The sequence below is a fragment of the Micromonospora sp. CPCC 205739 genome, from assembly GCF_036906795.1.
In the GTDB taxonomy this organism is placed as follows: Bacteria; Actinomycetota; Actinomycetes; order Mycobacteriales; family Micromonosporaceae; genus Micromonospora.
This window is the reverse complement of record NZ_JBAKHS010000027.1, coordinates 36,245-61,318: the sequence shown is the minus strand read 5'-3', so window position 1 is coordinate 61,318 and position 25,074 is coordinate 36,245. Positions and strand designations below refer to the sequence as shown.

Sequence of the window (25,074 nt, the reverse complement as noted above, 5' to 3'; positions counted from 1 at the left end):
CACCGACACGCCGAGATCCCTGGCCGGGCTGACTGGTCAACCCCAGCTATGAAACACGGCCTAGGGCCTCGAACTGGACCTGGCCCGCGTCCATGCGTGCGATTCGGCCGACGTCCTGTGTGATGGCGACGATGCTCCCGCCGCGCAGCCGGAGCGTCAGACAACCGTGCGGGCTGGAAATTGCCTGTTCGGCCTCGACGTTCGGCTCCTGGGCCAGCCGTTGGAGATCCGCGTCGATCTCGTGAAGGGTGCGCCAGGTGCGCTGCAGCCAGAGGTGCTCCTCGTCGACGCGATCATCTTGACCGGCGTCCGATGCCGGGGCCGTCGGCGGCGGCGTGTCCTGGTCTGTCTGCAACTCTTGTAGCGCTGTTGCCTCAAGTGCGGTGTGCAGCGCCGCGGTGTATGCCTGGAAGAGTGCGTCGGCGAGTCCGGCCACGCCGAGCTGGCTGCGCCAGTCGTGGGCGATGGACACGTCTTCGACGTCGCGGTGCGCGTCGACGAGCACCGTGACGGATCCAGTCTGGTCCTGGCCTGTGTGGGGGCCTGGCACCTGGCGGGTGTCCGTCTTCAGGTAGGCCCTCTGAGCCTGTGTCCGCAACTCCGTGTCGCTGCCGAGGAAGTCGAGGCTTGCCAGGGACAGGCGCACGCTCCGTCTGTCTCGCCGCATTCGGCCCCCGGGTGTCCTCGCAAACGAGCGTTTCTGTGATTCGCCCGTCACGGCGAAGCAGGACCCACCGTACGTGAAGGACGCCGGCCCATGGGGTCCTGTAGATGCCACACCCCTCTGCTCTGGGACAGGAGACGAGGATGCGGTTGTCAGAGGGAGGGCCTCCGGGTGTCGGGCTGCGTCGAGCCGGCGCTAGGCGGAGGGTGGACGGGCAGGAGTGGCTCCAGGGCTGGTCATCGGCTGGAGTCTGATGCCGCCGGGGAGAACGACCTCGGTCTGCGGGATGTAGCCGTTGCGGCTGAAGAGGCGGCGGGACGCGGGCGGGACTTCTGCCATGGCCGGCAGGCCGATGCGGTCGAGCCTTTGGCGGTGGTAGGCGAGCAGGGCGTCGCCGAGGCCTTGGCGCTGGTGCGCCGGCGAGACGGCGAGGGTGGCGAGGTGACAGTGGGGTGTACATGGGCGGTCGCTGTGGAGATACGCCTCGAGCAGGTCGAAGGGTGTCGTGTTGGGTTCTGCGGCGGCGTGCAGGCGTTGCGGGTAGGCGGCTGGTGGGGGGATGGGTCGGTAGCGGTGGAAGGTGACAGTGGCGGCGGTGAGATTGTCGGTGACGTGGACTTCGCCGAAGAACAGGGCGTGTTCGACCCAGATTTCTAGGACGTCGGTGAGGATGCGCCTGCGGTGGTGCTCGTCGGGGACGAGCCACGCGCCGAGTGGCTGGGTGTGAAGCGCCTCGGCGGTGAGGGCGGCGACGGAGTGTTTGTCGGCCCACCGGGCCGGGCGGATGCGGGGCAGGGCGTGCGGCACGAGGCGTAGATCCTTTGTGCGTGGTGTCAGCGGTATGCGGCGGTGGCGAGGTCGCCGATGGTGGCGTCGACGGCGGTGGTGATGTCGCGTACGGCCTGGTAGTGCTGGTCGGCGATCGCTTTCAGGTGTGTGGTGACCGTGGTGGTGTCTTGGTCGAGGTAGAGGTGTTCGGTGAGGCCGAGGACTGCGGTGAGGCCGGCGAGGGCGGAGGTGTGGTTGTCGGGTTGTTCCCGGCCGGCGATCAGGTAGCGCAGCCGGGATCGGGCGACGACCGCCCATTTGCTGTCGGTGGCCTGGTAGCTGTCGGCGCGCAGGAGGCCGCCGAGACGTCGCCGGCTGTGCTGGCGCAGGATGCCCGCGGCGACGAGCCCGGCTCGGGTGCGGTCGTACATGTCGGTGGAGGAGGTCCGGAGCCACATCTTCAGCGGCGGGGCAGCGTGGCGGATGGAGGAGAGAGCGGAGTCAGCGACCAGGTCGCCGACGGGTGTGTCGGTGTGTAGGCGGATGCGCTGGTCGGTGCCGGGACGGGCGCCGTCGCGGGGGCCGAGGTGGATTCGTCCGGCGAGGAACAGGTCGATCAGCACGGCGCCGGCGAGGCCGAGAGCGAGGGCCCGCTGGTGCAGGTGGATTTCGCCGGTGTCGTCGTCGTGGGCGAGGAGGTAGAGCTCGTCGCGAAGTGGCAGGCGGGGGAGTGGGAGGCTCATCGACTGCCCCTACTGCTGTCTGGCGGTGAGCTGCCGCAACCGGTCGTGTGTCCCGTTGTACGGGGTGGCGGCTGGGGGCAGTAGCGCTTTGTCGGCTGCGGCGAGCACGGTGTAGTTGGGGTCGCAGACGTTGCCGATGGGCGCCCGGCCGATCTGGGAGACAAGCTGGTAGGCGTCGAGGACGTGCAGGCCGGTGAGCCTGCTGGTCCAGCCGACGAGGTCGTGGTGGGCGATGCGGTAGGCGTCCTCGAGGGGTCGGGCGCATCCCACGGACATGATCGACGTGTCGGTCTCCAGTCGTGGCCAGGGTGTGGGTTCGGCTTTGATGACGTCGACGATGAGGGTGGTGGTGGCGGCGATTTCGATGCCGGTGCCGCAGGCTTCGCCTTCGCCTTGTCTGGCGTGGGCGTCGCCGAGGGCGAGCATCGCCCCGTGCACGTTGACCCCGAGGTAAATGGTGGTGCCGGCGCGTACCTGCGGGGTGTCGAGGTTGCCGCCGTGCGTGTCACCGACGATGGTGGATCGGGCTTCGAATCCGCCGGGGGCGACGCCGATCGTGCCGATCATCGGATCGAGGGGCAGGTCGATGCTGTGGTCGCTGTCCGTCGCTGCGAACCGCACGGTGCCCGCGCGTCGGTCAATCCGATACACCCATACCCGTTCTTGGAGGGGCGGTTGGAGGGTGGCGGTGGGCGTGGTGGAGGTCAGCGCCCCGAAGTGCGGGAATGTCGTCGAGACTCCCCAGTCCCTGGCCGGGACGATGGCGCAGACGTGCACGGCCAGGGTGTCGCCGGGCTCGGCGTCTTCGACGAAGAACGGGCCGGACACGGGGTTCAGGTAAGGCATCCGGCATTTCTGCGAGGGCAGATCGGCCGGCCCGCGGACCAGGCCGCCGAAGCAGTCCTCGGTGAAGACCTGCAGCATGTCACCGGAGCGCAGGTGCGCCACCGGCATCCGGCCGCCGAAGGTGTAGGCCAGCTCGTCGCGGGCCGGCCGGTACACGATCTTGTCCATGGCGCTCACACCCGCTCCGCGTCGTGCCGCAGCGGCTGGACCGGCGCCAGTCCGGACAGCACCGGCCGGCGGCCGGCCACGTAGAGGCCGGCTAGGACGAGCACGCCGAGGGCGAGCCAGGTCAGCCCGAGACGCTGCGCGGCGATGTTGGCGTTGACCACCACGTAGGCGAGGATCACGAATCCCACCGCCGGCATGACGAGATGCGCCCACCAGTTGTGGCTTCGGCGGCGGATGAGGTGATGCACGACGACGCAGACGTGCAGGACCAGGAAGGCGACCATCGCCCCGAAGTTGATCAGCGACGACAACAGGGTGATGCCGTCGGGGCGGGTGGCCATGTACAGGCCGAGGGTGAGGGACACCGCGCCGGTGAGCAGTGTGGCGTTGATCGGGACGCTGCGTCGCAGAGACACCTTCGCCAGGAAGCCGGGTAGCTGCCGGTCGCGGGCCATCGCGTACAGCAGCCGGCTGGTGGCGACCTGGGCGACCATTGAGTTCGGCAGCCCCCAAGCGATCGCGGTCGCGACCGCGCACAACGTAGCCAGCCAATGCCCGCCGGCGGATCTGGCGGCGTCGTAGAAGGCGGTGCCGTTGGGGTCGCCGGAATGCAGGAGACCGGCAGAGTCGGGGACCAACATGGCGGCCAGCCACGTCTGGGCGATGAACAGCACCCCGGCGAGGACGAGAACGGCCGCCATCGCCCGGCCGATCTGCCGGGAACCGTCGCGGGTCTCCTCGGCGAGCATGGAGATCCCGTCGAAGCCCAGGAACGACAACACCGCCACCGACACCGCCCCGGCGATGAGTGACAAGGAGAAGGTCTGCGGGTTGTAGAAGGCCTCCCAGCTGAAGCGGCCCTTCCCGGCCCCCAGCGCCGCCGCGGCCACGACGAGGAAGATCCCCAGGACGATCAGCTCGCCGAGGAGCATCACCCGGGTGACCGCCGCCGTCAGCCGGATCCCGACCGAGTTGACCACCGTGTTGACGGCGACGAAGCCGAGCAGCCACACCCAGACTGGCACCGACGGCACGCTCGCGTGCATCGCCACTGACGCGACCAGGTACAGCAGCCCGGGCACCAACACGTAGTCGAGGAGGATCACCCAGCCGGCGACGAAGCCGACCGCCGGGTGCACGCCACGGCCGGCGTAGTTGTAGACGCTGCCCGACATGGGGAACGCCTTGACCATCTGGGCGTAGGAGAACGCCGTGAACACCAGCGCGGCCACGCCGATCGCGTAGGCCAGCGCCACCATCCCGCCGGAGGCGGCGTACACGCTGCCGAAAATCGCCATCGGCGCGATCGGCACCATGTAGACCAGGCCGTACGCCATCAGGTCGCGGAACCGCAGTTGCCGGCTCAGCTCCTGCTGGTAGCCGTATCGCAGCAGCTCGTCAGGGTCGTACATGAAGGACCTTCCGGACGGATTGCAAGGGGAGGTGACCGGTTCCCACGCCAAGCCGCGCCTGTAGGAGTGACGAACAGGCCCCGGCTGGCGTGTGGGCCACGACTACAGCCAATGGCGCGGACCCTGATGTCGGAAAGGGGCGAGCCGTAGTTCGCGACAATCTGCCGACAGCACGTTGCCGGCAGATACTCCCTGTGGTCTCGACAAGTGGTCAGTGATCAACGAGGCTGCGCTCAGCCGCCGTGGTGGTCACCAACGCTTCGCGCGAAGACGATGCCGCCGTGGCAAGCCACGCACGGATCAGCCGATCTGGCGTGATCGAGGTCCGTGGGCAACGGATAGGAGCGGCAGTCGCAGCGACGCATCGACGCACGGATGCGTAGTGTCGCGGGCATGAGTGAGGTTCTGCAGGTCTACACCGCAGCAGGTAGCCGGGAAGCCGCCCAGCGGCTGGCAGAGGGCGCTGTGAAAGCGCGGCTGGCGGCTGGTGGACAGATCGTCGGGCCGGTGGACTGCGTGTTCTGGCACGAAGGGAAGTTCGGTACAGGCCAGGAGTGGCAGGTGGTGCTCAGGTCCAGCAGCCGGCGGTATCCCGCACTGGAGAGCTACCTCAAAGAGCACCACGAGTGGGCCAACCCGGAGGTGACCGCAGTGCAGGTGGTCGCTGGTTCGGAGCCTTACCTGGCATGGGTCCGCAGTATCACCGAGGCCACCGATTTGCAGGACAGGTGACGGCGCCTGGTGGTCTACGCCAGGATGTCCCCGCTTGCGGACAGCGCCTCGTGAGGTGCGATGCGACGGCGCACGGTGGCGATCCGAATGGCGGGACGCGGAGACGCGACACCACGGCAGAGGCGCCTGGACCGGTCCAGCAGGATCGACGCCCGCTCCACCTCACCAGCATCGAGGTAGGCCTCCGCCAGCCAGGTGGAGTAAAGGGCCTTGTCCCGTGCATACGTGTCGTCGAATCGCTCAAGGGCGCCTTCCAGCTCGGAAATTGCCCTCAGTGGGCGCCGTAGCTCCGCCCAGACACGGCCGGTCATGATCTGAATCTCGTCGTGATCGACCCATGCCGCCCAGTCCGGAGCATCGTCGGTTCCAGGCTGGGCGACGGAATCATGCGCGGCGTCGAGCGCGGCGATGGCCTGCCTTTCCTGACCGGCGACCGCGTAGGTGAACGCGAGTCGCTCTAGCAGCAGGGCTTGAACTGCGGGGCTGGCACCGGCGTTCATGGGAACACGGGATGCTTCCGCGGTGGCGATGTCGGGCCGGCCGAGGCTCGCCCGCAGGTAAGCCGACAACGCCATGGCGTTGGCCGCCAACTGCACGTCGTTCGCCTGCATCGCGATGGACCGGCTCATGGCGAACATCGTGTTCGCGTGGGCGTTCTCGCCTGCATCAAAGGCCGCCCAGCCGGCCATTTGGGCCTGTTCGGCGAGGAGTGACAGCAGGGCCTTGGCCGTCGACTGGCTGAACGACGTCGTGTTGAACATGGCCATCGTCGCTCGGAGTTCTGCCTCATAAAGCCGTAGCGTGTCGACGCCGCCAAGGTAGTTGTCGAGACGCCGCAGCCGCGCCGTGCGCCTCACACGCTCCTCCACGTCCGCTAAGCCGATGCGACGACCTGCCGCGGGGCATACTAAGGCCGCGCCGCCCGCCGCGAGCATCGCGGCGGCTTCGATGAACTCCCGGCGGTGCATCTCCTGGTTCTCCTCCACGAGCTCGGGCTGGATCTGGCTGGCTGGCGGTCCGCCAAGAAAGCCCTGTGATGCCGAGCCTGTTCCTCCAGCGGCATGCCGGAGCACTTGCAGCTGATCGAACGCTGCGGTCAGCTGCCCACCGGTGTCGAGGACCTCGTCGCAACGCTCCCAGAACCGCCTCGGAGGCCGTTGACGGCCAACCTCCACGTTAGCGACGGTGCTACGTCCGTAGTGAAGCAGCGGCGCTAGAGAGTGCTGCGTGTAGCCGGCCAGAGCGCGGAGACGTGCGAGCTGGCGCCCGAGCTGCTGCCAGCGTTCGTCAAGGCCAATCGCGCCGTGCATGGCTTCCTCAGTCATCTCATCTGCACCCGACGAACTCGCTATCGATCGATCACGGCCTCCGTCTCCTTGCCGATCTTATGTGTCGGGAGCTCTTAGCTCGGGGCCGACAATGTCAACAAAATGTCATCGCTTGCCCCAACGGACTTGTCGACACCTTCCCCAGTTACCCAAGGGCTCCGAGTCGCTCGCGTGATGGAGCGCGAGCATCCTCGATGTCTACACCGCGGGGTGGCCGCGGCTTGCATCTCCCTGTCGCGATGTCGGCCGATTGTCGAAGGCGGCTGACAACCCTTACCGACATCAGCGGTGACGGTGTCCCCTTGAAGACGTCACTACCCCGCATCCTGCCGAGGCAGCGGGAATCTCACATCCAAACCAGCGGCGCGTCAGCGTCGGTGCCGTCATCAGAAGGGAAGGCCATGACCTCGGAGAGCATGCCTGAGTGCACTGCGGTCGGCCAAAGGGCCGCCGAGATCCTCGACCGGATGAAGGAGCACCCGGCGTACGACCGGCTGCACAGCTCCTCGATGAAGTACTCCAGCTGCTGGGCCACGTTCACCGGCTACCCGGCCATCAGCCGCTGGTCCCTTCAGCGCGACGCCGGACCGCTGCTGACGGAGGCCCTGCGGGTCTTGGCGCTCAAGGCCGCGGTGTTCGAGCTCTCCGGCGGCGACGAGCAGGCCGCCGAACTGCTGGTGCCGGCGCCGGTCGACGAGATGATCCACGCGGTGCTGGCCCAGTTCACCCTCATGTCCCGCATGCAGGCCGACCTGCAGGTCGTCTTCCCGCACGCCACCGAGCTCGAGGATTTCACCTACACCCGCGGGTGCATCACCGACGCCTACTACGCCGCCGCCGGCTGGGGCGAGCAGCCGCTGCGGTACTGGCTCGACTCCGCCGAAGTGTCCCGCCGCCTCGCGGTGCTTAGCGGGCACTACCAGCAGGCCGGGCTGGGGCGCGACGGCCGCAGCCACGACTTCGACTTTGACCCGCCGACCTCACCGGCCGCTGCCGTGCCGGTCAGCGGTTAGCGAGCTCCACCGACAGGACCCGGCGCATCGCGGCACGTTGGTTCACCGATCGGCTGGATGACCTCAAGAATGGCTTGGACCGCCTCGACGCGAAGACCGTCGACAATCCCGACTGGGAGTTGCAGCCTCTCTACCAGGCATCGAAAAAGTTCGAGGAGAAGGTCGAGCCGATCGTTGGTGCGACCGACATCTACAACTGCGGGGAGCAGCTCGACAAGGAGAGCTGCGCCTGGGCTGCGGCCGCTGCCCTACCCTTCGGAGCGGGTAGGGCGGGTAGGACCCTCGCAATGGGTTCGTCCGCGACGAAGGGATCCCGCCCGCTCATCATCGGCGAGAACATGAAGCGGGTGAAGGAGTACGCCAAGCAGGTGGACGGTCACGCCTACCGGCCGTGGAAGAACGATCCCTTCGACTTCGCCTTGGGCATGAGGCGTAATGAGCGAATGATCAAGGACGCGATGCGTTCTGGCCGTGAGATAATTGATATCGGCCCGGACTTCGCCCGCCGGGCGGCTGGCCGCGCCCCGAGCCCGTTCTACAATATGGAACGACGAGTGACGAGCACATACGCAAACTACACCAAGGTTTTCGAGCGGTTCGGCAAGCTTGACGGGGGTGTTCCAGGCCTTGATTTCTGACAATGGTACCGACGTCGCTGAGATTGAAAGAAGGGCCGAGGAGGCCCTCGGCCTCATCGCTGACGAGAACGGGGCCGTCGCGACGTTGCAACGCGAAGCCGGCCGGACCGTGGTCGCCACCGTTCTGCCGTCCGTGTTCGTCGAGCTGGAGCTGGACTGGCAGGAACAGGCCGTGTTCGTCCTGGTCGGTGAGCCCTTCGATGGTCAACGACCGGCCGGCTACTACGTCGATCCGCAGGGGAGGAAGGCACGCTGGCATCTGTCCGCCGCTCTCGACCGGAGTTCCGACCCGGCCATACGTGGAATGGCGGAACGACTTCGCGAGGTTACCCAGCGGTCGGGCATTGACGCCATGGTGACACAAGTGGACACGTCAGCGGAGGTCATCCGGGAGGTACTGCCTCACCTTCCGGCTCTGGTCCGGCAACACCGGGCCTGATGGGGCGGCCGCGGCACGATCGACCCCGATACCTCACCGATCGGGGGCATCGGTCCCTTGTATGGCCGCCAGCCCGGCAAAGGCAAGATCGAGCACCGCCCCGGTGCCGGGATCTACCAGATGAACGGCCAGCCCACCGCGCAGAACACCCGCGAGACCGGCGCCGACGGCGACCTGCCCGGCCTGCGCAACTGGGACAACGTCGGCACATCGAAGAACTGGCCCCATTAGTTGGCCTGGAACCGGGCGAGCGCACATTCCGGCAGGCCACAACGAAGTTCAAGAGCATGCAGATCCTCGGCACTGAGTACCACTATCGAGCCGGCGGGGGTGCGGTGCTGGTGCGGGTGTCGGGGAAGGTCAAGCCGTCGGTTGCGAAAAAGGTGGAGGCAGTCGTCGCCACGCTGTGACCAGCCGCCATGCTGCGCGGCCTCGTCAACAGGGCGGGGTCGCGCTACATCCGTGCGATCAGCGGGCATCGCGGCGAACGCATTGCTGAGCCCGTCCGAGGGTGGAGCGAGGGGTCCATTGATCGAGGCACCATAGTGACCCTTATGTTCATCCGTGCGAGGGTGCGACCGCCCTGCGCTCCGTCCGCTCTGTTACGGGAGCATGGTCCAGTGAAGGTGCGAATGCGCCGGTGGGGTGTCCTCCTGCCAGTGGTGGTCTCCACGACCGTGCTGACTGCTGGATGCCAGGACACCCTTCGTCCTGATGCTCAAGCTCAATCCTGTGCCGACGAGGTCACTGTGCAGGGCTTGGAAGCCATCGATCGCTATGAGGACCGCCAGTGGATCGGAGTGGGGTTCGTAGGCGCAGGGCCGGTTGACCCGATGGAACGGGTCACTGTGGCTTCCGGTCGTGTGCTGGAACTCGCGCCGGCGGACGACATCCCGAACGGGCCGTACGAGGTGGTGGCGCAGGGAAGGGTCACCGGAGGTGACCGCAACTGCCGCATGAATGTGAAAAAACTGAAGAGCGGCCTTGAGCCTCCTGCCTATCTGAGAATTCCCGAATCGAGAGTTCCTGCGATAGTCAGCGGTCAGGACGAGGTGATCGTCCTGGTGGTCGGTCCAGGCCCGGAGTGAGGAGACCTTTGGTCAGCGGTTGATCTGCGCCTAGCGCAGGCGGCCCGGTGACCGGCGGGAGATCGCGTCAAGGTGGCGGTGTCGTGGACACCGCCGCCTTGATGCTTCAGGACTCGCAACCGGCCGGTCCCGTTGCAGGAAGTGAGCGCGGCCGGTCCCCCCGCCCGGCTGGTTGGCGCGGGGATCGGTGGTCGGTGGCCTGCGGCCGGGGCTGCTCCACCTGCACGTGGCCGTGGCAGCAGCCGGGCGGCGGCCTCGCCGTCCACCTCAGCTTCCCCGTCGACACGCTGGCGCGTGGCGGCTGCTCCTGGGGCTGTGGATAACTCTCGTGTCTGATGCTCCTGTAACGCAAGCCGGCCTGTTCAGACCCCCGCGAGGGTTGTGGATGACGGTGGCCGGATGCGGAGGGATTCCAAGATCAAGGGATAGATCTGGCGAGCGATGTAACGCTTGAGGCAGCGAGAGATGTCTCTGCTGCTGAGTCCTTGCTCGCGCCGGCGGGCGACGTACTCCAACGTCTCCCCGTGGCTTCTCATCCGGTTGATGGCCACAATGTAGAGCGCCCTGTTCGCCATCCTGTCGCCACCTCGGTTCAGCCGGTGCCGATCGGTCCGGCCCGAGCTGGCGGGGATCGGTGAGACGCCGCAGAGGGCGGCGAACGCCCGTTCGTCGCGGATCCGCTCAGGGTTGTCTCCGGCGGTGATGAGCAGCTGCGCGGCGACGTCCGGACCGACGCCGGGTAACTCCATGAGGCGGGGCGCAGCCTGCGTGAGCAGCACTTGCAGGTCAACGTCGGCATCCCGGATCTCCCGGTCCAGGTCGATGATTCGCCGCGCCAGCCGACGGAGGGCGGTCTTGGTCGCGGCGATGGGGTCAGACCGGTCCAGGCCCGGGCGCAGTGCGGCGGCGGTCATGATCAGTGTGGTCTTGCGCAGGTCCAGCAGCTGGGTGCGCAGCGGTTCCGGGGCCGTGCGGACCATGCCGATCAGGGCGTTCATCGCGGCGGTGCGCGACTTCACCGCCGTCGCGCGGGCAGCGCGGATCACCCGGATGGCTTCGACCTGGCCGTCGCGGGTCTTCGGGGTGGTCGTCGCGGTGCCGGCCAGCACGGCGCGGGCCGCGGCCTCGGCGTCGATCGGGTCGGACTTGCCGCGCTGGCGGCGCATCTTGCGGTTCGGGCGGTCGACCTCCACGACGTGGACACCTTGGGCGCGCAGGTAGCGGGCCAGGCCAACGCCGTAGCTGCCGGTGCCCTCGATCCCGATGGCGCGCACCCCGCCGTGTTCGCTCACCCAGGCCAGCAGCGACCGATAACCGGCGACCGTGGTCGGGAACTGACGGTGACCGAGCATCCGGCCTACCTCGTCGATGACGACGGCGGTGTGGGTGTCGGCGTGGGTGTCCACGCCGCCGATGACTTCGAACTGGTGGTCTGTCATGGTGGGTGGTGCTGTCCTTCCAGGCGTCCAACCAGGGCAGCACGCACCGTCGGGCGGACGGACAGCACGGTGATGGGACCTCTTGCACAGGCTCCTGTTAAGTCACACCCGTCCGTTCGGCGCGTGCACCCGGCGCGGCCGACAAATCAGAGCAAAGGGCAGCCGTGGCGCCAGGTGGATAACGAGTCAGACCAGCGCCGGGAGCACGACGATCATGGCCGACCGGGCGGGACGAAGCATCTCACCGTGGATAACGCCCTGATCATGTTCTTTGTGCTAGCGCCGGACTCGGCGCTAAGGCTTCACGGAGTCGCGAAGCGGCCGTCTCTGGCTGGGTGGCGGCGTTTGCGGGCTTCAAAATTGGCTGTCGAGCGGTGGTACGTCGGCGAGATCGAGGTCGAGGCGTGGCCGTCGGTAGCGCACGTCGTGGCGCCATCGGTGGTGCTCGTAGGCGGGTGTCGACCTCGATCTCGGCGGCGACGGCGGGGAGGACCGGGGTGTAGGGGAGGGGTTGTGGCCGGTCGACTTGCCCGGTCCAGGGGGCGGGCAGCGGTTGCGGCCACGATGGGCGTCTGGTGCTGCCCTGTGAGGGGTGAGCAGGTCGATCAGCTCCGCCCCTGGGCGGGCCGCAGCGAGTGGGTGCGGCCGCTGTAGCGGAGCCGTCCCTGCTCGTCGAGGCGGCCGAGCAGGAGGGTTTCCGGACTGCTGAGGCTGGGGGCGACGCCGCCGATGATGGCCTCGGAGGTGTGGCCCTCGGCGAACCGGTCAAGGCTGGCGACCTGCGTATCGGGCCGCACGCAGCCGCCTCGCCGGCAATCCAGAAGTTCAGGACGGCCTGTAGGTGTATGGCACAGGGCGGCCATCCTCGCCTCGTCCGTGCCAACTGCACGTCTGCCTGGGTCCGTTATGGCCGCTACCCACATAGGCTCGTTAAGGGCGGGTGGCTGGCCACCGCCGGTGGGGGTGGTGGCGGATCGGAGTGCAACCGCGTAACCTTGGCGGTTGCTTGGTGCGTGAAGTGCATGCGTGGATTAGTGAAAACGCAGTCTTGATGCTGCCGCCCTTGTAGGAAAGGCGCAGGCCGCAGGTGGCCATGTATGATGTACGGCCCACGCAACTGGGCTCTAGTTGCGGGCGGGTTAATGGCGGCCGGGCACCACGCTGCGTGACGAGCGGCGAGGAGCGTTTCCGCCGCCGGAACTGTTACGTCGACACGCCGTTCCATTGCATGGTTGTAATCACGTTTACGTGACCTGGTAGGTGCCTTGTTCTGCCGTGAAAGCTCCGTTTAGCCTGAGTGCGCTCAAACAAGCGGGGGAGCGGCAGATGCGACTGAAAATTGGGCTTCTGGGGGCTGTGGAGCTTAGCGTAGATGGCCATTCCGTGACCCCCGGTGCGGGGAATCGACGGGCCATGCTCGCCGGGCTCGCGTTGGCGGCGAATCGGGCCGTGTCGTTGGACCGATTGGCCGAGATTGTTTGGCCTGAGACCCCGCCCGCGTCAGCTGTGGCTAATCTCCGTTCGCACGCAGCCGGGCTTCGGCGCGTGCTCGGTGATCGGCTGGTCGCCCGCCCTAATGCCTACGAGTTGCAACTGGCGCCGCAGGAGCTGGACGTCATCGAGTTTCAACGGTTGGCAGAGGAAGGTCATAGTCGACTTGCCACCGAGGATTCGATAGGCGCCATTTCCACGCTGACCGCAGCCCTGGCGCAGTGGCGCGGCGCGGCCGGTGATGGTCTGCCTCGCGGCACCGCCCTGGACAACCGCTGGGCGAGCTTGAACGAGCAGCGGCTCCAAGTCTTCGAGGAGTTGACCGAAGCGCGATTGGCGGGTGGGAGGCACGGCGACCTGCTGCCTGAGCTGCGCGAACACCTCGCTGCCCATCCGCTGAGGGAACGTGCGTGGGGGCATCTGATGCTGGCCCTGTACCGATGTGGCGATGTCCCAGCCGCACTTGCCGCATACCGGGACGCGCGTACCTCGATCGGTGAGCAGCTCGGCATTGAGCCCGGTGAGGAGTTGGCTGTCCTGCACCGGGCGATACTTGGCCGGGCACCTGAGCTTTCGTACAGCCCGCCCCCGGTGGCCGCCGCGGCATCGGCGCCGGCCGTCCAGGGGAGGCCCAACTTTGTCGCTGGCTGGGATGTGCCCCGCGAACTGCCAGCGGATGTGTCGGATCTCGTGGGCCGCAGCGCGGAAACCGCGGACGTCGTAGCGACGGTTACCACCGTTACTCCGGCCGTCGTTGTTATCACTGGCGCGCCCGGCAGCGGTAAGACGGCATTGGCCGTGCGTGCCGCGCACGCGGTGGCCGCCGAGTTCGTTGACGGGCAGGTCTTTGTTGATCTCGGATGCCGGACCTCGGTCACACCGGACGAGGTGCTGGCTCGCGTGCTGCGAGCGATGGGAGTTGCGTCAGCTGATGTGCCCGATGGTGTCGACGAGCGGGTCGGCTGGTTCCGCTCGCTTGCCGCCGGACGCCGGCTTCTACTGGTCGTGGACGGGGTGACCCGGGCGGCCCAGGTGCGGCCACTGCTACCCGCCAGCCCTGGTCCGGCCCTGGTCGTGGTCAGCCAGCGGCACCTTGGCAGTCTCGCCGGAGTAGGGCGGGTCACCCTCCCGCCGCTGGATACCTCCAGGGCTTGTGACCTGTTGGCCTCGCATGCCGGAGCGGACCGCCTGGCAGCGGACCCGGCGGCGACCGCCGAGCTGGTCCGGCTTTGCGCCGGGTCGGTGCTGGCGTTGCGAATCGCCGGTTCGAGACTGGCCAGATGGTCGGGCATGCCGGTGGCCAGTCTGGTGAAACAGTTCGGTGACGGCCGGGGCCGGCTGGACCTGCTCATCTACGACGACCTGTCGATGCGGGCCAGCCTGGCGACTGGTGTCGCGGTCATTTCTGAGGACGAGGTTGCCGGCCGGCTACTCGAACTGCTCGGCGCGTCCCCCGAGCTCGAAGCGGTGGTGGACCAAGCCTCCGCGCAGATGGGCGTATCGACCCAGCGGGTGCGCCAAGCCCTTGAAGACCTTGTCGACGCCCATTTGATCCACCGGGATGGGCCGAACAGCTACCAGCTGCCGGCGCTGGTCCGCGAGTACGTCACCGAACTGGCCATGTCGTCGTCTGTGTCGGCGTATCCGCCGATCAAAAGGCAACGGTCTTTCACTCTGCTGCCCGGATCGGCGTGAAAGCCAGCTTCAAGTCATACCGGGTTGGGCGACGAACCAGTCCCTAGCCGGGACAATTCAGCAGGTGACGGGTGGAGGCCCGTCCCCTCCTGGGACGCCGTTGAAACTTCGGCGCAAACTTCGATCGGGTGTGCTGAGCCGAACGCTGTCAGGATTCGTGGGAGTCGGGCGACGTTGGCCACTGCACTGGCGTCGACATGATGCCGCAGCCACCCCGGGCCACGGCGTTGAGCTATCTGCCCCGCCGACGTACTTGTCGGTCTCGCACGCCGAGAGTCAGATCCCACCAGCGGCGTCCTGACCAGCGGGCTTTGTATGGCGAGATTCTCGGGGTATCCGAGGGGTTCCCCATGGCGCTGGACACGCGCGCTTCAGCCGCCGCCTTGTCTGTTGGCGTGAGGGAGTAGGGAGCGGTGCCCGGGCTCTCGTGAGCCGGACACCGCTCCAGGTACTTCTGATCGCCAATGCGCCTTAGCGGCTGTTGCCGCGTGGCTTGGTCGGCGTGCCGGTGCCGGTGCCGGTGGTTTGGTTGATCCAGTCGGCGATGTCGTCAACGCGGGAGGTGGTCTCGTTCTGCGAGTGCGGGCAGGCGGGACCGCCGGATTCGACGGACACGAGGGTCTGCGTGCCGTCGAGGTTTTCGGTGAAGTAGGGGGCGCCGGAGTCGTACACGCATGCGCTGGTGTTGGCTGCCGGCGCGTAGCCAGTGACCATGAGGGAGGTGCCGGAGACCCTGGTGATTTTGAACTGGCCGGTCTGCAGGTGGGTGGCGGGGGTGGCGTTGACGGAGCTGGTGGCGCCCCAGCCAGTCATGCGCAGGATGGTGCCGGTGCGTGGTGTGCTGGTGCTGATGGGCAGGGGCGTGATGTCGGTGACGGGTGTGGCGAGTTTGGCCAGGGCGATGTCGCGGCGGGATGCCTGCCGCACCTCGACGATGTCGATGACGTGGCCGGTGGTGGCGGTGATGTCGGCGCGTCCGATGGTCGCGGTGGTCGCGTAGGGCACGGGTCCGCTGACCCGGTTGCCGGCTACGTCGTGGAAGCAGTGTCCGGCGGTGGCGATCCACTGTGGGGCGATGAGGGCGCCGGTGCATGCGCTGTTGTAGGTGCTTCCGTCGCCGCGCGGGATGTTGGTCATGGTGAGCTTTGTGGAGAACTGGTAGTCGCCTTCGGTGACGGGAGTTCCGTTGGCGATGGCTTGGGCGGCGCCCGGTGCGGTCAGCACGGCGGACATTCCCAGCACAGCGACGGCCGCGCTCGTCCTGACAAGTCGCGCTAAGCCTGGGATGCGAATCATCGGGCGAAGCTAACACGGCGGCACGTCGCGGTCTGTCCCTGCATATATACGTCAGGTACATGTGCGTAGGCGGGGTCGGTATAGCCGTCCGCGTATGTCGCGTTCCTAGTCTGCCACCCAACGTGTCTGTCGTGGGGCGGAGGGTGACAGGTGAGACGGAGATTGCGAGCGCCGCTGATCGCGGCGATGGTGGTGACACTGGTCGCGACACTCGGCGGGATGGAATCGCTGCGCGATCCGCAGCGAGACGGCTCGTCGGCGGATCAGGCGGCCGATGATGACGGGCTCCTGTCCTGGTTGGGCGACACCGCTCGTGGGCTGGTCGGCGGCGGCGGCCCTAGGCAGGCGCGGCCGGAGTCGGTCCGGGCGGGGCTCTACGTAGAGCAGAAGCTCCCGCCTGGTGTGCGGAAGCAGCCTGCCAAGCGGGTGAAGGAGCTGACTGGTCGTCGGTCGGCGACCACGCGGGTGTTCAAGATGTCCGACGGGCGGCTGCAGGCGGAGGTGTCGGCGACGCCGCAGTTCTTTCAGGACGCCAAGGGCGACTGGAAGCCGATCGACACGACGGTCTCGCCGTCGAAGGCTGGCGGGTTCGCCGCGGCGAACACCACGAACACCTTCACCAGCCGCTTCGGTGATTCGACCACCGCGCTGACCCGGTTTGAGCTGGACGGCCAGCAGGTCACCCTCGGTCTGGCCAACGCGCCGCGTGCGCTCAAGCCGGTGCTGAACGGCCACACCGTCACCTACCCCGGCATCGCCGAGGGTGTGGACCTGGCGTACGACGTGACCGCCACCTCGCTCAAGGAGCGGCTCGTGCTGCGGGCCCCGTCCGCCACGGCGGCGATGACGTTCACCCTCGACGCCGGCAAGCTGAAGGTCGCGCACGGCAAGAACGGTTCGATTGAGTTCCGGTCGCCGTCGGACAACCGGGTGCTGCTGGTGATGCCGGCGCCGTTCATGTACGACTCCAAGGCCGACAAGTCCTCGCCGTACGGCTTCGCCTACAGCACGAAGGTGACGCAGACCCTGCGCGCCGACGGCGGCCGGTGGGCGATCGACGTGGCGGCGGACAAGGGTTGGCTGGCCGATCCCAAGCGGGTCTGGCCGGTGACTATCGACCCGACCATCAAGGTCCAGCCGGACAACCAAGCCGGGGCGCAGGACGCGATGGTGGTATCCGATGGCCCGAGTTCCAACTACGGCACCGGCTGGCACCTGTCGGTCGGCACCACCAACTTCGGGGCTGCGCGCGGCCTGGTCAAGTTCGACCTGAACTCGATCCCGGCGAACACGACGATCGATTCCGCCTCGCTGCAGATGTACTACGACACCGCGCACACCACGGACGCCTACGACGTGCCGATCGAGGTCCGTGAGGTCACCACGGCGTGGGACGAGTCCACGGTCAACTGGACCCAGGTCAAGGACGCCATGGGCTCCGGCGCGGCGACGGTGGAGATGGTCGACGACACCGACACCGGAAAGGTCGCGGCGAAGGGCGCCTGGCCGGTCTCGGACAACGCCACCCTGAGCAAGGACGCCGTCAAGCTGACCTACCTGTACAACAGGGACACCATCGCGGGGGACACCTACACCTGGGTGCCGACCGTGCCGGAGGACGGCACCTACACGGTGGAGGCCCACTACCTTCCGGCCAACGACCGGACCGACAAGGCGCAGTACACCGTCACCCACGACGGTGGAATCGGTTCGAAGACGATCAACCAGAAGCTGCCGGCCAACGCCGACTGGGCCAGCCTCGGCCAGTACCCGTTCAAGGCCGGCACCACCGGCCGGGTCATGCTCAGCGACGCCAACACCAACAGCACCACCCCGGTGATCGCCGACGCGGTGCGGTTGACTAAGTCCGGCGGCCTGATGCGGGCCAAGGAGGCCAACGTCTGGCACTCCTTCGCCGCGACCAACCTGGTGCAGAAGTGGGTCAACTCGGGCGGCAACCACGGCTTCATGGTCAAGGCGGTGGACGAGGCCCGGCTCGGCCACGGCGGCCCTCGCTACCAGGCGGCGGAGAACGTCTACGGCGGTGAGACCGAGAACGCCCCGAAGCTGATCGTCAACTACGGCAACCCCGGCGTGGTCGTCGACACCCCGCGCACCCTCTACCCGACGGGCGCCGCGCTGCGCTGGTCGGCGTACGGCGGCACGGACATCGCCGAGTACCAGGTGCACCGGTCGACCACCCCGAACTTCACCCCGACCGCGGCCACCCTGGTCGCCCCGGTCAGCAAGGCGGTCACGTCGTTCACCGACACCACCGCCACCCCCACCGCAGCCGGCTCCACCGACCCCTACGGGCAGACCTACTACTACCAGGTGGCGGTCAAGACCACCGGTGGAGCTGTCGTCCCGTCCACCGCAGTGACGGCCAAGCTGCCGAAATCCGGCCAGGTGGTGCAGACCATCCAGGCCGCCGCCGACGTAACCCTCTCCTCCCACACGAGCAAGCAGACCACCAACCTCAACACGTTGAATGGCAAGACGCAGCTGATGGCGGGCAACAACTCCGTCGACTACAACTCCGCCCGGTCGCTGCTGCGCTTCGACACCTCGTCCATCCCGGCGAACGCGAAGGTGCTGTCCGGCTCGCTGAACCTGTGGGGCTTCAGCACCGTCATCGGCACCTCCCAGCAGTCAACCTACTCCGTGCACACCCTCACCAAGGCGTTCGACCCGACCGCCGCGACCTGGGTGAAGGCCACCAGCACCACCAACTGGACCACCGCCGGCGGTGACTACTCCGCCACACCCGCCAGCTCGCTGGCCAACTTCGGCGTGGACGACCCGCCGCAGTGGCGGCGCTGGGCAGTCAAGGACGCCGCCCAGAACTGGATCACCAACCCGACCACCAACAACGGCTTCCTGATCAAGTACACCGACGAACCAGGCCGGCTCAAGGGCCACAGCCTCTTCACCTCCAGCGAGGGCACCGAGGCGCTGCGCCCACAGCTGCAAGTCGTCTACACCCAGCCCGACGCGGTCCAGACCTACTACGCGCCGTCCACCCCGACGGTGATGACCTCCAACGGCACCTACAGCATCCCGGTCACCCTCTCCAACCCCACGGCCGCCAAATGGCTCAAGAGCGAGTGGGCGCTGACGTACAGCTGGGCCCTGCCCAACGGCGACGCCGTCCCGACGGCCGGCACCTCGCTGCAGACGGCGCTGCCCACCGACGTCGCGCCGCTCGGAGCCCCAGCCACCGAGGGTCCCAGCAGCGTGGACGTCACCGCGCAGGTCAAGGCGCCGGCGACTAGCGCCGACGGTAACCGGCGCAACAACTACACCCTCAACTGGGAGCTCAAGAAGGCCGACGGCACCAAGCTGACCGGGATCGCCCCGCTGCCCCAGGACATCGCGGTGGAGGAGCCCACCTCCGACCAGCTTGGCCTGGAAAAGTACTACTCGTACGCGGGCAAGAACACCGGCGCGGGCGGCACGCTGATGAACAACCTGTTCGCCGGCAACACCGTCTGGTCGTACGACGCTCTCAACAACCCCTCCCGAGGGTTGTCGACGTTCGTCCGGATGTCCTACAACTCGCTGGACACGAGCGATTCGGTCGCCGGTCTCGGCTGGTCTCTGCAGGCCTCGTCGATGATGCGCCTGGGCACCCCGCTGGACTTCCACCCCAACCCGAACCCGACGAAGGTCACACTCACCGACGGTGACGGCACCAGCCACCGGTTCACCCGCGATGACAAGACGGGGGAGTGGATCAGCCCGAAGGGCGTGCACCTCTACCTGCAGAAGGTCACCAGTCTCGACTGCAAGCCCAACACCCAGGAGCGGCGGGCCTGGCTGCTGACCAAGCCGGACCGCACCCGGTTCTACTACGACTGCGAGGGCTTCCTCACCAGCGTGGTGGACAACAACGAAAACGAGATGACCTTCACCTACGAGGAGCGGCGGTCGAACAACAAGCCGACCAAGTTCCTCAAGTACCTCACCGACCCGACCGGCCGGACGACGCTGACCCTGGACTACTACGCCAAGGGCCAGGACTACGACTACATCGACGACACGGACTGGGACCGGAAATCGGCGACCAACCTCACCAACCCGAAGATCATCGACCACGTCTCGAAGATCACCGACATCTCCGGCCGGAAGATCACCTTCTTCTACACCGACAAGGGCCTGCTCGGCGAGATGGTTGACGGCGACGGCTCCAGCGGCACCATGGGCGCGCCAAAGAAGTTCCAGTTCGACTACGACGCCACGCAGGGCAACAAGAACGTCAAGCTGGTCAAGGTCACCGACCCGCGGGCCAGCGCCACCGGCCAGAACTACGCCACCACCCTGGCCTACAACTACCCACAGAACGGCGCCGACCCGAAGTGGCACTGGACCACTAAGTCGTACGAGGACCGGAAGGGGCACGTGACCGGGTTCGCGTACCGGGACCCGGACGCCACCGACACCATCGAGGCCACGGTCACCGACGCGGAGAACCACAACACGAGGTACCTGATGGACGGCCTCGGCCGGCCCGTCGAGACCACCAACGCCAAGAATCAGAAAACCTGGCTGGAGTGGGACGATGACCACAACGTCACCGCGCTCATCGAGCACAACCAAGCCAGGGCCACCTGGGCGTACGACGCGAAGACCGGCTATCCGACGCTGATCAAGGACGCGGAGGCGGTCGCCAATGGCACTGATGGAACCGAGCTCAAGTACTCCACCCAGCTCAATGGATACGTCGCCGACCTGGTCGAGAAGCTCAGTCCACAGCGGCGGAAGTGGACCTTTGGCTACGAGCCCGACGGTGACCTGTCCTGGGTCGTCGACCCCAAGGGCAATACGACGCCGGACACGGAGGATTACAAGACTCGCTACACGTACGACGCGTGGGGTCAGCAGCTGACGGTTGAGGACGCCAGGCACAACGTCACTGCCAACAACGGCTTCGACGACAACGGCTACCCCCGCACCATCACCGACGCGAAGCGGCAGTCGACGAGTTTCACCTACGACGAGCGTGGTCAGGTGAAGACGGTCAGCGACGCGTTGGGCAAGGTGACAAGCCAGAACTACGACACCTTCGGCCGGCCGCTCGACAAGAGCGTGCCGGTGAAGCAGGACCAAAACCTGATCATCGTCACGCCAGCGCCGCTGTATGACGAGAACGACAACGTCCTGAAGTCCTACGCACCGAACGGCGCCGTGTCGGAAGCCAAGTACGACGTTGTGGACCAGCTCGAGTACACGCTCGCGCCGGTCGACAACCCGGGTGACCCGGAGCGTAAGGCCTCATTCACCTACGACAAGGTCGGCAACCTCACCACAACCACCGAGCCGAAGGGCAACCTCACTCCTGAGGTGGAGGGTGACTACGTCACGACCAACAAGTACAACGAGATCTACCAGTTGGAGAGCGTGACCAACGCGCTCAAGCAGAAGATCTCCTACGAGTACGACGACGTCGGCAACGTCAGCAAGGTCGTCGACCCGCGGAAGAACGTCTCGCCCGAGGATGACTGGACCAGCGCTTACAAGTACGACAAGGCACACCGCCTGATCACGGCCATCGACGCGCTCGGTAAGTCCGCGATCCGCAGCTATGACCGTGACGGCTTGGTCACCGGGACGACCGACGAACTCGGCAACACTACGGAGTTCATCCTCGAACCCCGCGGCATGGTCACCAACGTCAAGGTGCCGCACAAAAACGACGCAGGCACGATCACGCACCGGTCCACCAAGTTCGAGTATGACGAGGTTGGTAACCAGACCAAGGTGATCAGCCCGCGCGGTGTCGTAACGAGCGAAGCGAACGACTTCGCCACGGTCAAGGTCTACGACGAGCTCAACCGGGTGAAGGAGGCTTGGACGGCCTACGACGAAAGGGACGTCCGCTACAACGCCCCGGACAAGACCACCTACTTGTATGACGCCGTCGGCCGACTCGAGACCGTGTCGGCTCCACCGTCCTCGGGCGAGACCGTCCGCACCAACACCCGCTACACCTACTTCGACAACGGGTGGACCGAGACGACCACCGACCCGTGGGACATCCTCACCTCATACGAGTACGACGAAGTTGGCAACCAAACGAAGCGGACGGCCACGCCGGGTGGCGAGGACCCGATCACCAGCACGGCAAACCGGACCATGACCTGGTCCTTCTATCTTGACGGCAAGCTGCGGTCCCGTACCGACGAGGGTGTGCCAGTTGGCAAGCACGTGGTGCTGGTCGACAACTCCGACTACAACAACACGGGCGCCGTCGGGCTGTGGACTGCGGCCGACACGGCCGAGAAGAAGTACGGGCACAACTACGCCACCCGTCCAGCGGGCACCGGAGCGAACAGCTTCACCTGGCAACTCAATGTGCCGCAGCCAGGCACGTACGAGGTGTTCGCCCGCTACCCCCAGGTGACCGGCGCGGCGACCGACGCGAAGTACACGGTCAGCCACGGCGGCGGTGACACACCGCGAACGGTCAACCAGAGCGTCACAGCCGGTACTTGGGTCAGCCTCGGCTCCTACAGCATGACCGAGGGCAACAGCCAGAAGGTGACACTGTCCGACCAGGCTAACGGCACGGTTGTCGCAGACGCGGTAAAGCTGGTCCGGAACAACTCCACCGACGTTGACGACGAGAAGCACGGCTTTGCCTACCTTTACGACCCCAACGGCAACCTGACCACCATCACAGACGGCTCTCCGAGTTCGCGCGTCGACACCTACAAGGTGGCCTACACCGACCTCAACCAGGCCGCCACTGTCACCGAGTGGAAGTTGGGCGAGCGTAAAAACAAGAGCGATTTCGCCTACAACGAAAACGGCGCGCCGGTCACCATCGGCCACGAGAAGCAGTACGCCGAGTACACGTACGACCCACGTGGCCTGGTGTCGACTGTTGTCAACGGAAAATCGGCGTCGGACACCGATAAGAAGACGACCACGTACACCTACACCGATCGCGGTGAGAGGCTGCGGCAGGTCAAGGGGAACGGCAACACCGTCGACTACACCTACTACCTCGACGGACTGCTCAAGACCCAGATCGAGAAGAAGCCCAACACGACGGTGGTGTCGGAGCACACCTACACCTACGACCTCAACGGCAACCGGGCCCGGGACGTCGCCAAGAAGATGAACGCCGACAACCACTCGGCGTACCTCAACACCATCAGCGATTACACCTACGACCCCCGTGACCGCCTGATCAGCCTGGTCAAGTCCGGTGATGGCGCCGGCACCGAGACCTACGTGCACGACGCGAACAACAACGTCATCGACCAGACGGTCAACGACACGGCGACAACCTTCAACTATGACCGGAACCGCCTGCTCACGGCGTCCACCGGCGGGTCGATCGCTTCGTACAACTACGACCCGTATGGCCGCCTCGACACCGTGACTTCCGGCGGCACGGTCATGGAGCGCAACGTCTACGACGGCTTCGACCACATTAAGGAGCACCGCAAGAAGACTGAGGTCGGCACGTCGACGACCCGGTACACCTACGACCCGCTGGACCGGACGACCACGAAGACGTCCGACCTCGGCGGAGCCAAGGAGAAGACCACCACCTACAACTACCTGGGTCTCGGCGCCGAGGTGTTGGACGAGGCAGTCGCGGGCAAGATCACCAAGTCGTACCAGTACTCGCCCTGGGGCCAGCGGCTCTCGCAGGTCACCCACAAGGACGACGGCACGGAGGAGGACGCCTACTACGGCTACGACCCGCACACCGACGTCGAGCAGCTGACCGACGATAGCGGCGACACCAAGGCAACCTACGGGTACACCGCGTACGGCAAGAACGACGACGCCCAGTTCACGGGTATCGACAAGCCGGACGTTGCTGACCCCACTAAGGAGCCGTACAACGCCTACCGGTTCAACGCCAAGCGGTGGGACCAGAACTCCCAGTCCTACGACATGGGGTTCCGCGACTACAGCCCCGGCCTAAACCGGTTCCTGTCCCGGGACAGCTACAACGGCGCACTGGCCGACATGAAGCTGGGCCTCAACCCTTGGACCGGCAGCCGGTACGCATTCGGCGGCGGGAATCCCATCAGCGGGATTGAGCTGGATGGTCACGACCTGTGGGACAACCTCGGTGAGTTCGCCTCCGGTGCGGTCGCCGGCTGGGACAACTACGAGGAGGACACCGCCGCAGGCCTCGTCGCTTTCGCTGAAGACCCTAAAGGCGCCATCAAGGGTATGGCTGAGGAGGCGGCTTCCTGGGCCTCGAAGTCGGGCCACCCGTTGGGCACTCCGATGGGGAACCAAATCGGGTGGGGCTGCGCGCTTACTGGGCTGTGCAGCATCTACGAGCACTGGCAGGCTGGGCGATACTACGAGGCCGGCTACGAGGCAGGGGGGCTCGGCAAAGATTTGACGCTGAGCGCCGTCACGTCGGCGGCTGGTGGCATCGGTGGCGGCCTCACCAAGGGCCTGGGTTTGGCCGGCAGGATCGCCAAGAAGTTGCCGGGCTGCAACAGCTTCGATCCGGACACCAAGGTGCTCATGGCAGACGGTTCCAAAAAATCAATCGACGACGTGAGAGTCGGCGATCAGGTGCTGGCGACCGATCCTGAAACCGGCCGCACCGAGGCACGCAAGGTTGAGGCGCTGCTCGTGGGGCAGGGACTCAAGGAGCTGGTCGATATCACCGTCGACACGGATGGTGAGAAAGGCAACCAAGAGGGCACGGTGATCGCCACTGCTGAACACCCGTTCTGGGTGGAGAACAGGGCGGCATGGGTTGACGCGCAAGACCTGCGCGAGGGTGACTGGCTGCTGACGGAGTCGGGGGCACTAGTAAAGGTTGAGCACGTCAATAAGTGGTCGACCCTGACCCGAGTGCACAACTTGACTGTCTCCGGCATCCACACCTACTACGTGCTCGCGGGCGAGGCGCCGGTCCTTGTTCACAATTCCTCCTGCTGGGCAGGAAAGGGTGGCCCTGGGACTTGGGGGACCGTTAATGAATCGATGTCGCCTAGAGCTGCTGAATACCAGACCAGAGTTACGGGAGTGCCGAACGGCTTCGGCTACACCGTCAATGGCGTGAAGTTTGACGGATTCAGAGACGGAACTCTTATCGACGCCAAGGGCCCTGGCTACGCGGCCGGCGTAAAGAATGGTCAGTTCCAGCCCTGGTACCATGGCGCGGACGATCTCGCGGACCAGGCCCAACGTCAGCTTAACGCGGCAGGAGGAACACCCATCACGTGGTATGTCGCTGAGGCTGATTCCGCTACCGCGATGCAGAATTTACTTGCGACCCGCGGGATCTCTGGCATCAATATTGTGCATACGCCCTAAAGGAGAGC

The 25,074-nt window shown here is 66.3% G+C and carries 18 protein-coding genes; 9 read left to right on the top strand and 9 right to left on the bottom strand.

Translation table 11 applies throughout. The annotated features are described in order from the left end of the window. Nucleotides 1-46 precede the first annotated feature (46 nt). The 5 genes from V6U88_RS27175 to V6U88_RS27155 all read right to left on the bottom strand — a co-directional run bounded on the left by V6U88_RS27175 (nt 47) and on the right by V6U88_RS27155 (nt 4,601). Nucleotides 47-646 carry a hypothetical protein gene (locus tag V6U88_RS27175; protein WP_334457269.1) on the bottom strand — a complete coding sequence of 200 codons (600 nt, stop codon included), beginning with the start codon at nt 644-646 and terminating at the stop codon, nt 47-49. Nucleotides 647-859: 213 nt separating this feature from the next. Continuing rightward, nucleotides 860-1,471 carry a GNAT family N-acetyltransferase gene (locus V6U88_RS27170; RefSeq protein WP_334457267.1) on the bottom strand — a complete coding sequence of 204 codons (612 nt, stop codon included), beginning with the start codon at nt 1,469-1,471 and terminating at the stop codon, nt 860-862. Nucleotides 1,472-1,497: 26 nt separating this feature from the next. Continuing rightward, a complete protein-coding gene (locus V6U88_RS27165) occupies nt 1,498-2,175 on the bottom strand; it encodes a GOLPH3/VPS74 family protein (protein WP_334457266.1) in 678 nt (225 codons plus the stop codon). 9 nt (nt 2,176-2,184) lie between these two features. Further along, nucleotides 2,185-3,189 carry an acetamidase/formamidase family protein gene (locus tag V6U88_RS27160; RefSeq protein WP_442934710.1) on the bottom strand — a complete coding sequence of 335 codons (1,005 nt, stop codon included), beginning with the start codon at nt 3,187-3,189 and terminating at the stop codon, nt 2,185-2,187. A 5-nt stretch (nt 3,190-3,194) separates the two neighbouring features. Continuing rightward, on the bottom strand, nt 3,195-4,601 hold the full coding sequence (locus V6U88_RS27155; protein WP_334457263.1) for an APC family permease: 1,407 nt from the start codon (nt 4,599-4,601) through the stop codon (nt 3,195-3,197). Nucleotides 4,602-4,994: 393 nt separating this feature from the next. On the opposite strand from V6U88_RS27155, the gene cutA reads away from it, so the two are divergent. Beyond that, a complete protein-coding gene (gene cutA, locus V6U88_RS27150) occupies nt 4,995-5,333 on the top strand; it encodes a divalent-cation tolerance protein CutA (RefSeq protein WP_334457261.1) in 339 nt (112 codons plus the stop codon). Nucleotides 5,334-5,347: 14 nt separating this feature from the next. Here cutA and V6U88_RS27145 read toward each other — a convergent pair whose 3' ends face one another. Beyond that, nucleotides 5,348-6,658 (bottom strand): helix-turn-helix domain-containing protein, encoded by a 1,311-nt coding sequence (locus V6U88_RS27145; protein WP_334457259.1) that lies wholly within the window; start codon nt 6,656-6,658, stop codon nt 5,348-5,350. A gap of 419 nt (nt 6,659-7,077) precedes the next feature. Between V6U88_RS27145 and V6U88_RS27140 the strand changes: the two genes are divergently transcribed. The 6 genes from V6U88_RS27140 to V6U88_RS27115 all read left to right on the top strand — a co-directional run bounded on the left by V6U88_RS27140 (nt 7,078) and on the right by V6U88_RS27115 (nt 9,839). Continuing rightward, the gene (locus V6U88_RS27140) at nt 7,078-7,674 is read left to right on the top strand and encodes a hypothetical protein (RefSeq protein ID WP_334457257.1); all 597 of its coding nucleotides are present in this window, start codon (nt 7,078-7,080) and stop codon (nt 7,672-7,674) included. Nucleotides 7,675-7,748: 74 nt separating this feature from the next. After that, the gene (locus V6U88_RS27135) at nt 7,749-8,312 is read left to right on the top strand and encodes a hypothetical protein (protein ID WP_334457255.1); all 564 of its coding nucleotides are present in this window, start codon (nt 7,749-7,751) and stop codon (nt 8,310-8,312) included. Then, nucleotides 8,290-8,751: a hypothetical protein gene (locus V6U88_RS27130; RefSeq protein ID WP_334457254.1), complete on the top strand. Its 462-nt coding sequence runs from the start codon at nt 8,290-8,292 to the stop codon at nt 8,749-8,751. The genes V6U88_RS27135 and V6U88_RS27130 overlap by 23 nt, the downstream gene beginning before the upstream one ends. Nucleotides 8,752-8,808: 57 nt before the next feature. Continuing rightward, the gene (locus tag V6U88_RS27125; protein WP_334457252.1) at nt 8,809-8,982 is read left to right on the top strand and encodes a hypothetical protein; all 174 of its coding nucleotides are present in this window, start codon (nt 8,809-8,811) and stop codon (nt 8,980-8,982) included. A 56-nt stretch (nt 8,983-9,038) separates the two neighbouring features. Next, nucleotides 9,039-9,161, top strand: a complete 123-nt coding sequence (locus V6U88_RS27120; protein ID WP_334457251.1) for a hypothetical protein — start codon at nt 9,039-9,041, stop codon at nt 9,159-9,161. 210 nt (nt 9,162-9,371) lie between these two features. Next, a complete protein-coding gene (locus V6U88_RS27115; protein ID WP_334457249.1) occupies nt 9,372-9,839 on the top strand; it encodes a hypothetical protein in 468 nt (155 codons plus the stop codon). A 362-nt stretch (nt 9,840-10,201) separates the two neighbouring features. On the opposite strand, the gene V6U88_RS27110 is transcribed toward V6U88_RS27115, so the two are convergent. Both V6U88_RS27110 and V6U88_RS27105 read right to left on the bottom strand, forming a co-directional pair. Further along, nucleotides 10,202-11,278, bottom strand: a complete 1,077-nt coding sequence (locus tag V6U88_RS27110) for an IS110 family transposase (protein WP_334457248.1) — start codon at nt 11,276-11,278, stop codon at nt 10,202-10,204. Between the two features lie 605 nt (nt 11,279-11,883). Continuing rightward, nucleotides 11,884-12,075 (bottom strand): hypothetical protein, encoded by a 192-nt coding sequence (locus tag V6U88_RS27105; RefSeq protein WP_334457247.1) that lies wholly within the window; start codon nt 12,073-12,075, stop codon nt 11,884-11,886. 748 nt (nt 12,076-12,823) lie between these two features. Here V6U88_RS27105 and V6U88_RS27100 point away from each other — a divergent pair. After that, nucleotides 12,824-14,464, top strand: a complete 1,641-nt coding sequence (locus V6U88_RS27100) for an AfsR/SARP family transcriptional regulator (protein ID WP_334457245.1) — start codon at nt 12,824-12,826, stop codon at nt 14,462-14,464. Nucleotides 14,465-14,935: 471 nt separating this feature from the next. On the opposite strand, the gene V6U88_RS27095 is transcribed toward V6U88_RS27100, so the two are convergent. After that, the gene (locus tag V6U88_RS27095) at nt 14,936-15,760 is read right to left on the bottom strand and encodes a S1 family peptidase (RefSeq protein WP_334457243.1); all 825 of its coding nucleotides are present in this window, start codon (nt 15,758-15,760) and stop codon (nt 14,936-14,938) included. Between the two features lie 162 nt (nt 15,761-15,922). Here V6U88_RS27095 and V6U88_RS27090 point away from each other — a divergent pair, with 162 nt between their 5' ends. Continuing rightward, on the top strand, nt 15,923-25,066 hold the full coding sequence (locus V6U88_RS27090; protein ID WP_334457242.1) for a golvesin C-terminal-like domain-containing protein: 9,144 nt from the start codon (nt 15,923-15,925) through the stop codon (nt 25,064-25,066). The last annotated feature ends 8 nt before the right edge of the window (nt 25,067-25,074 follow it).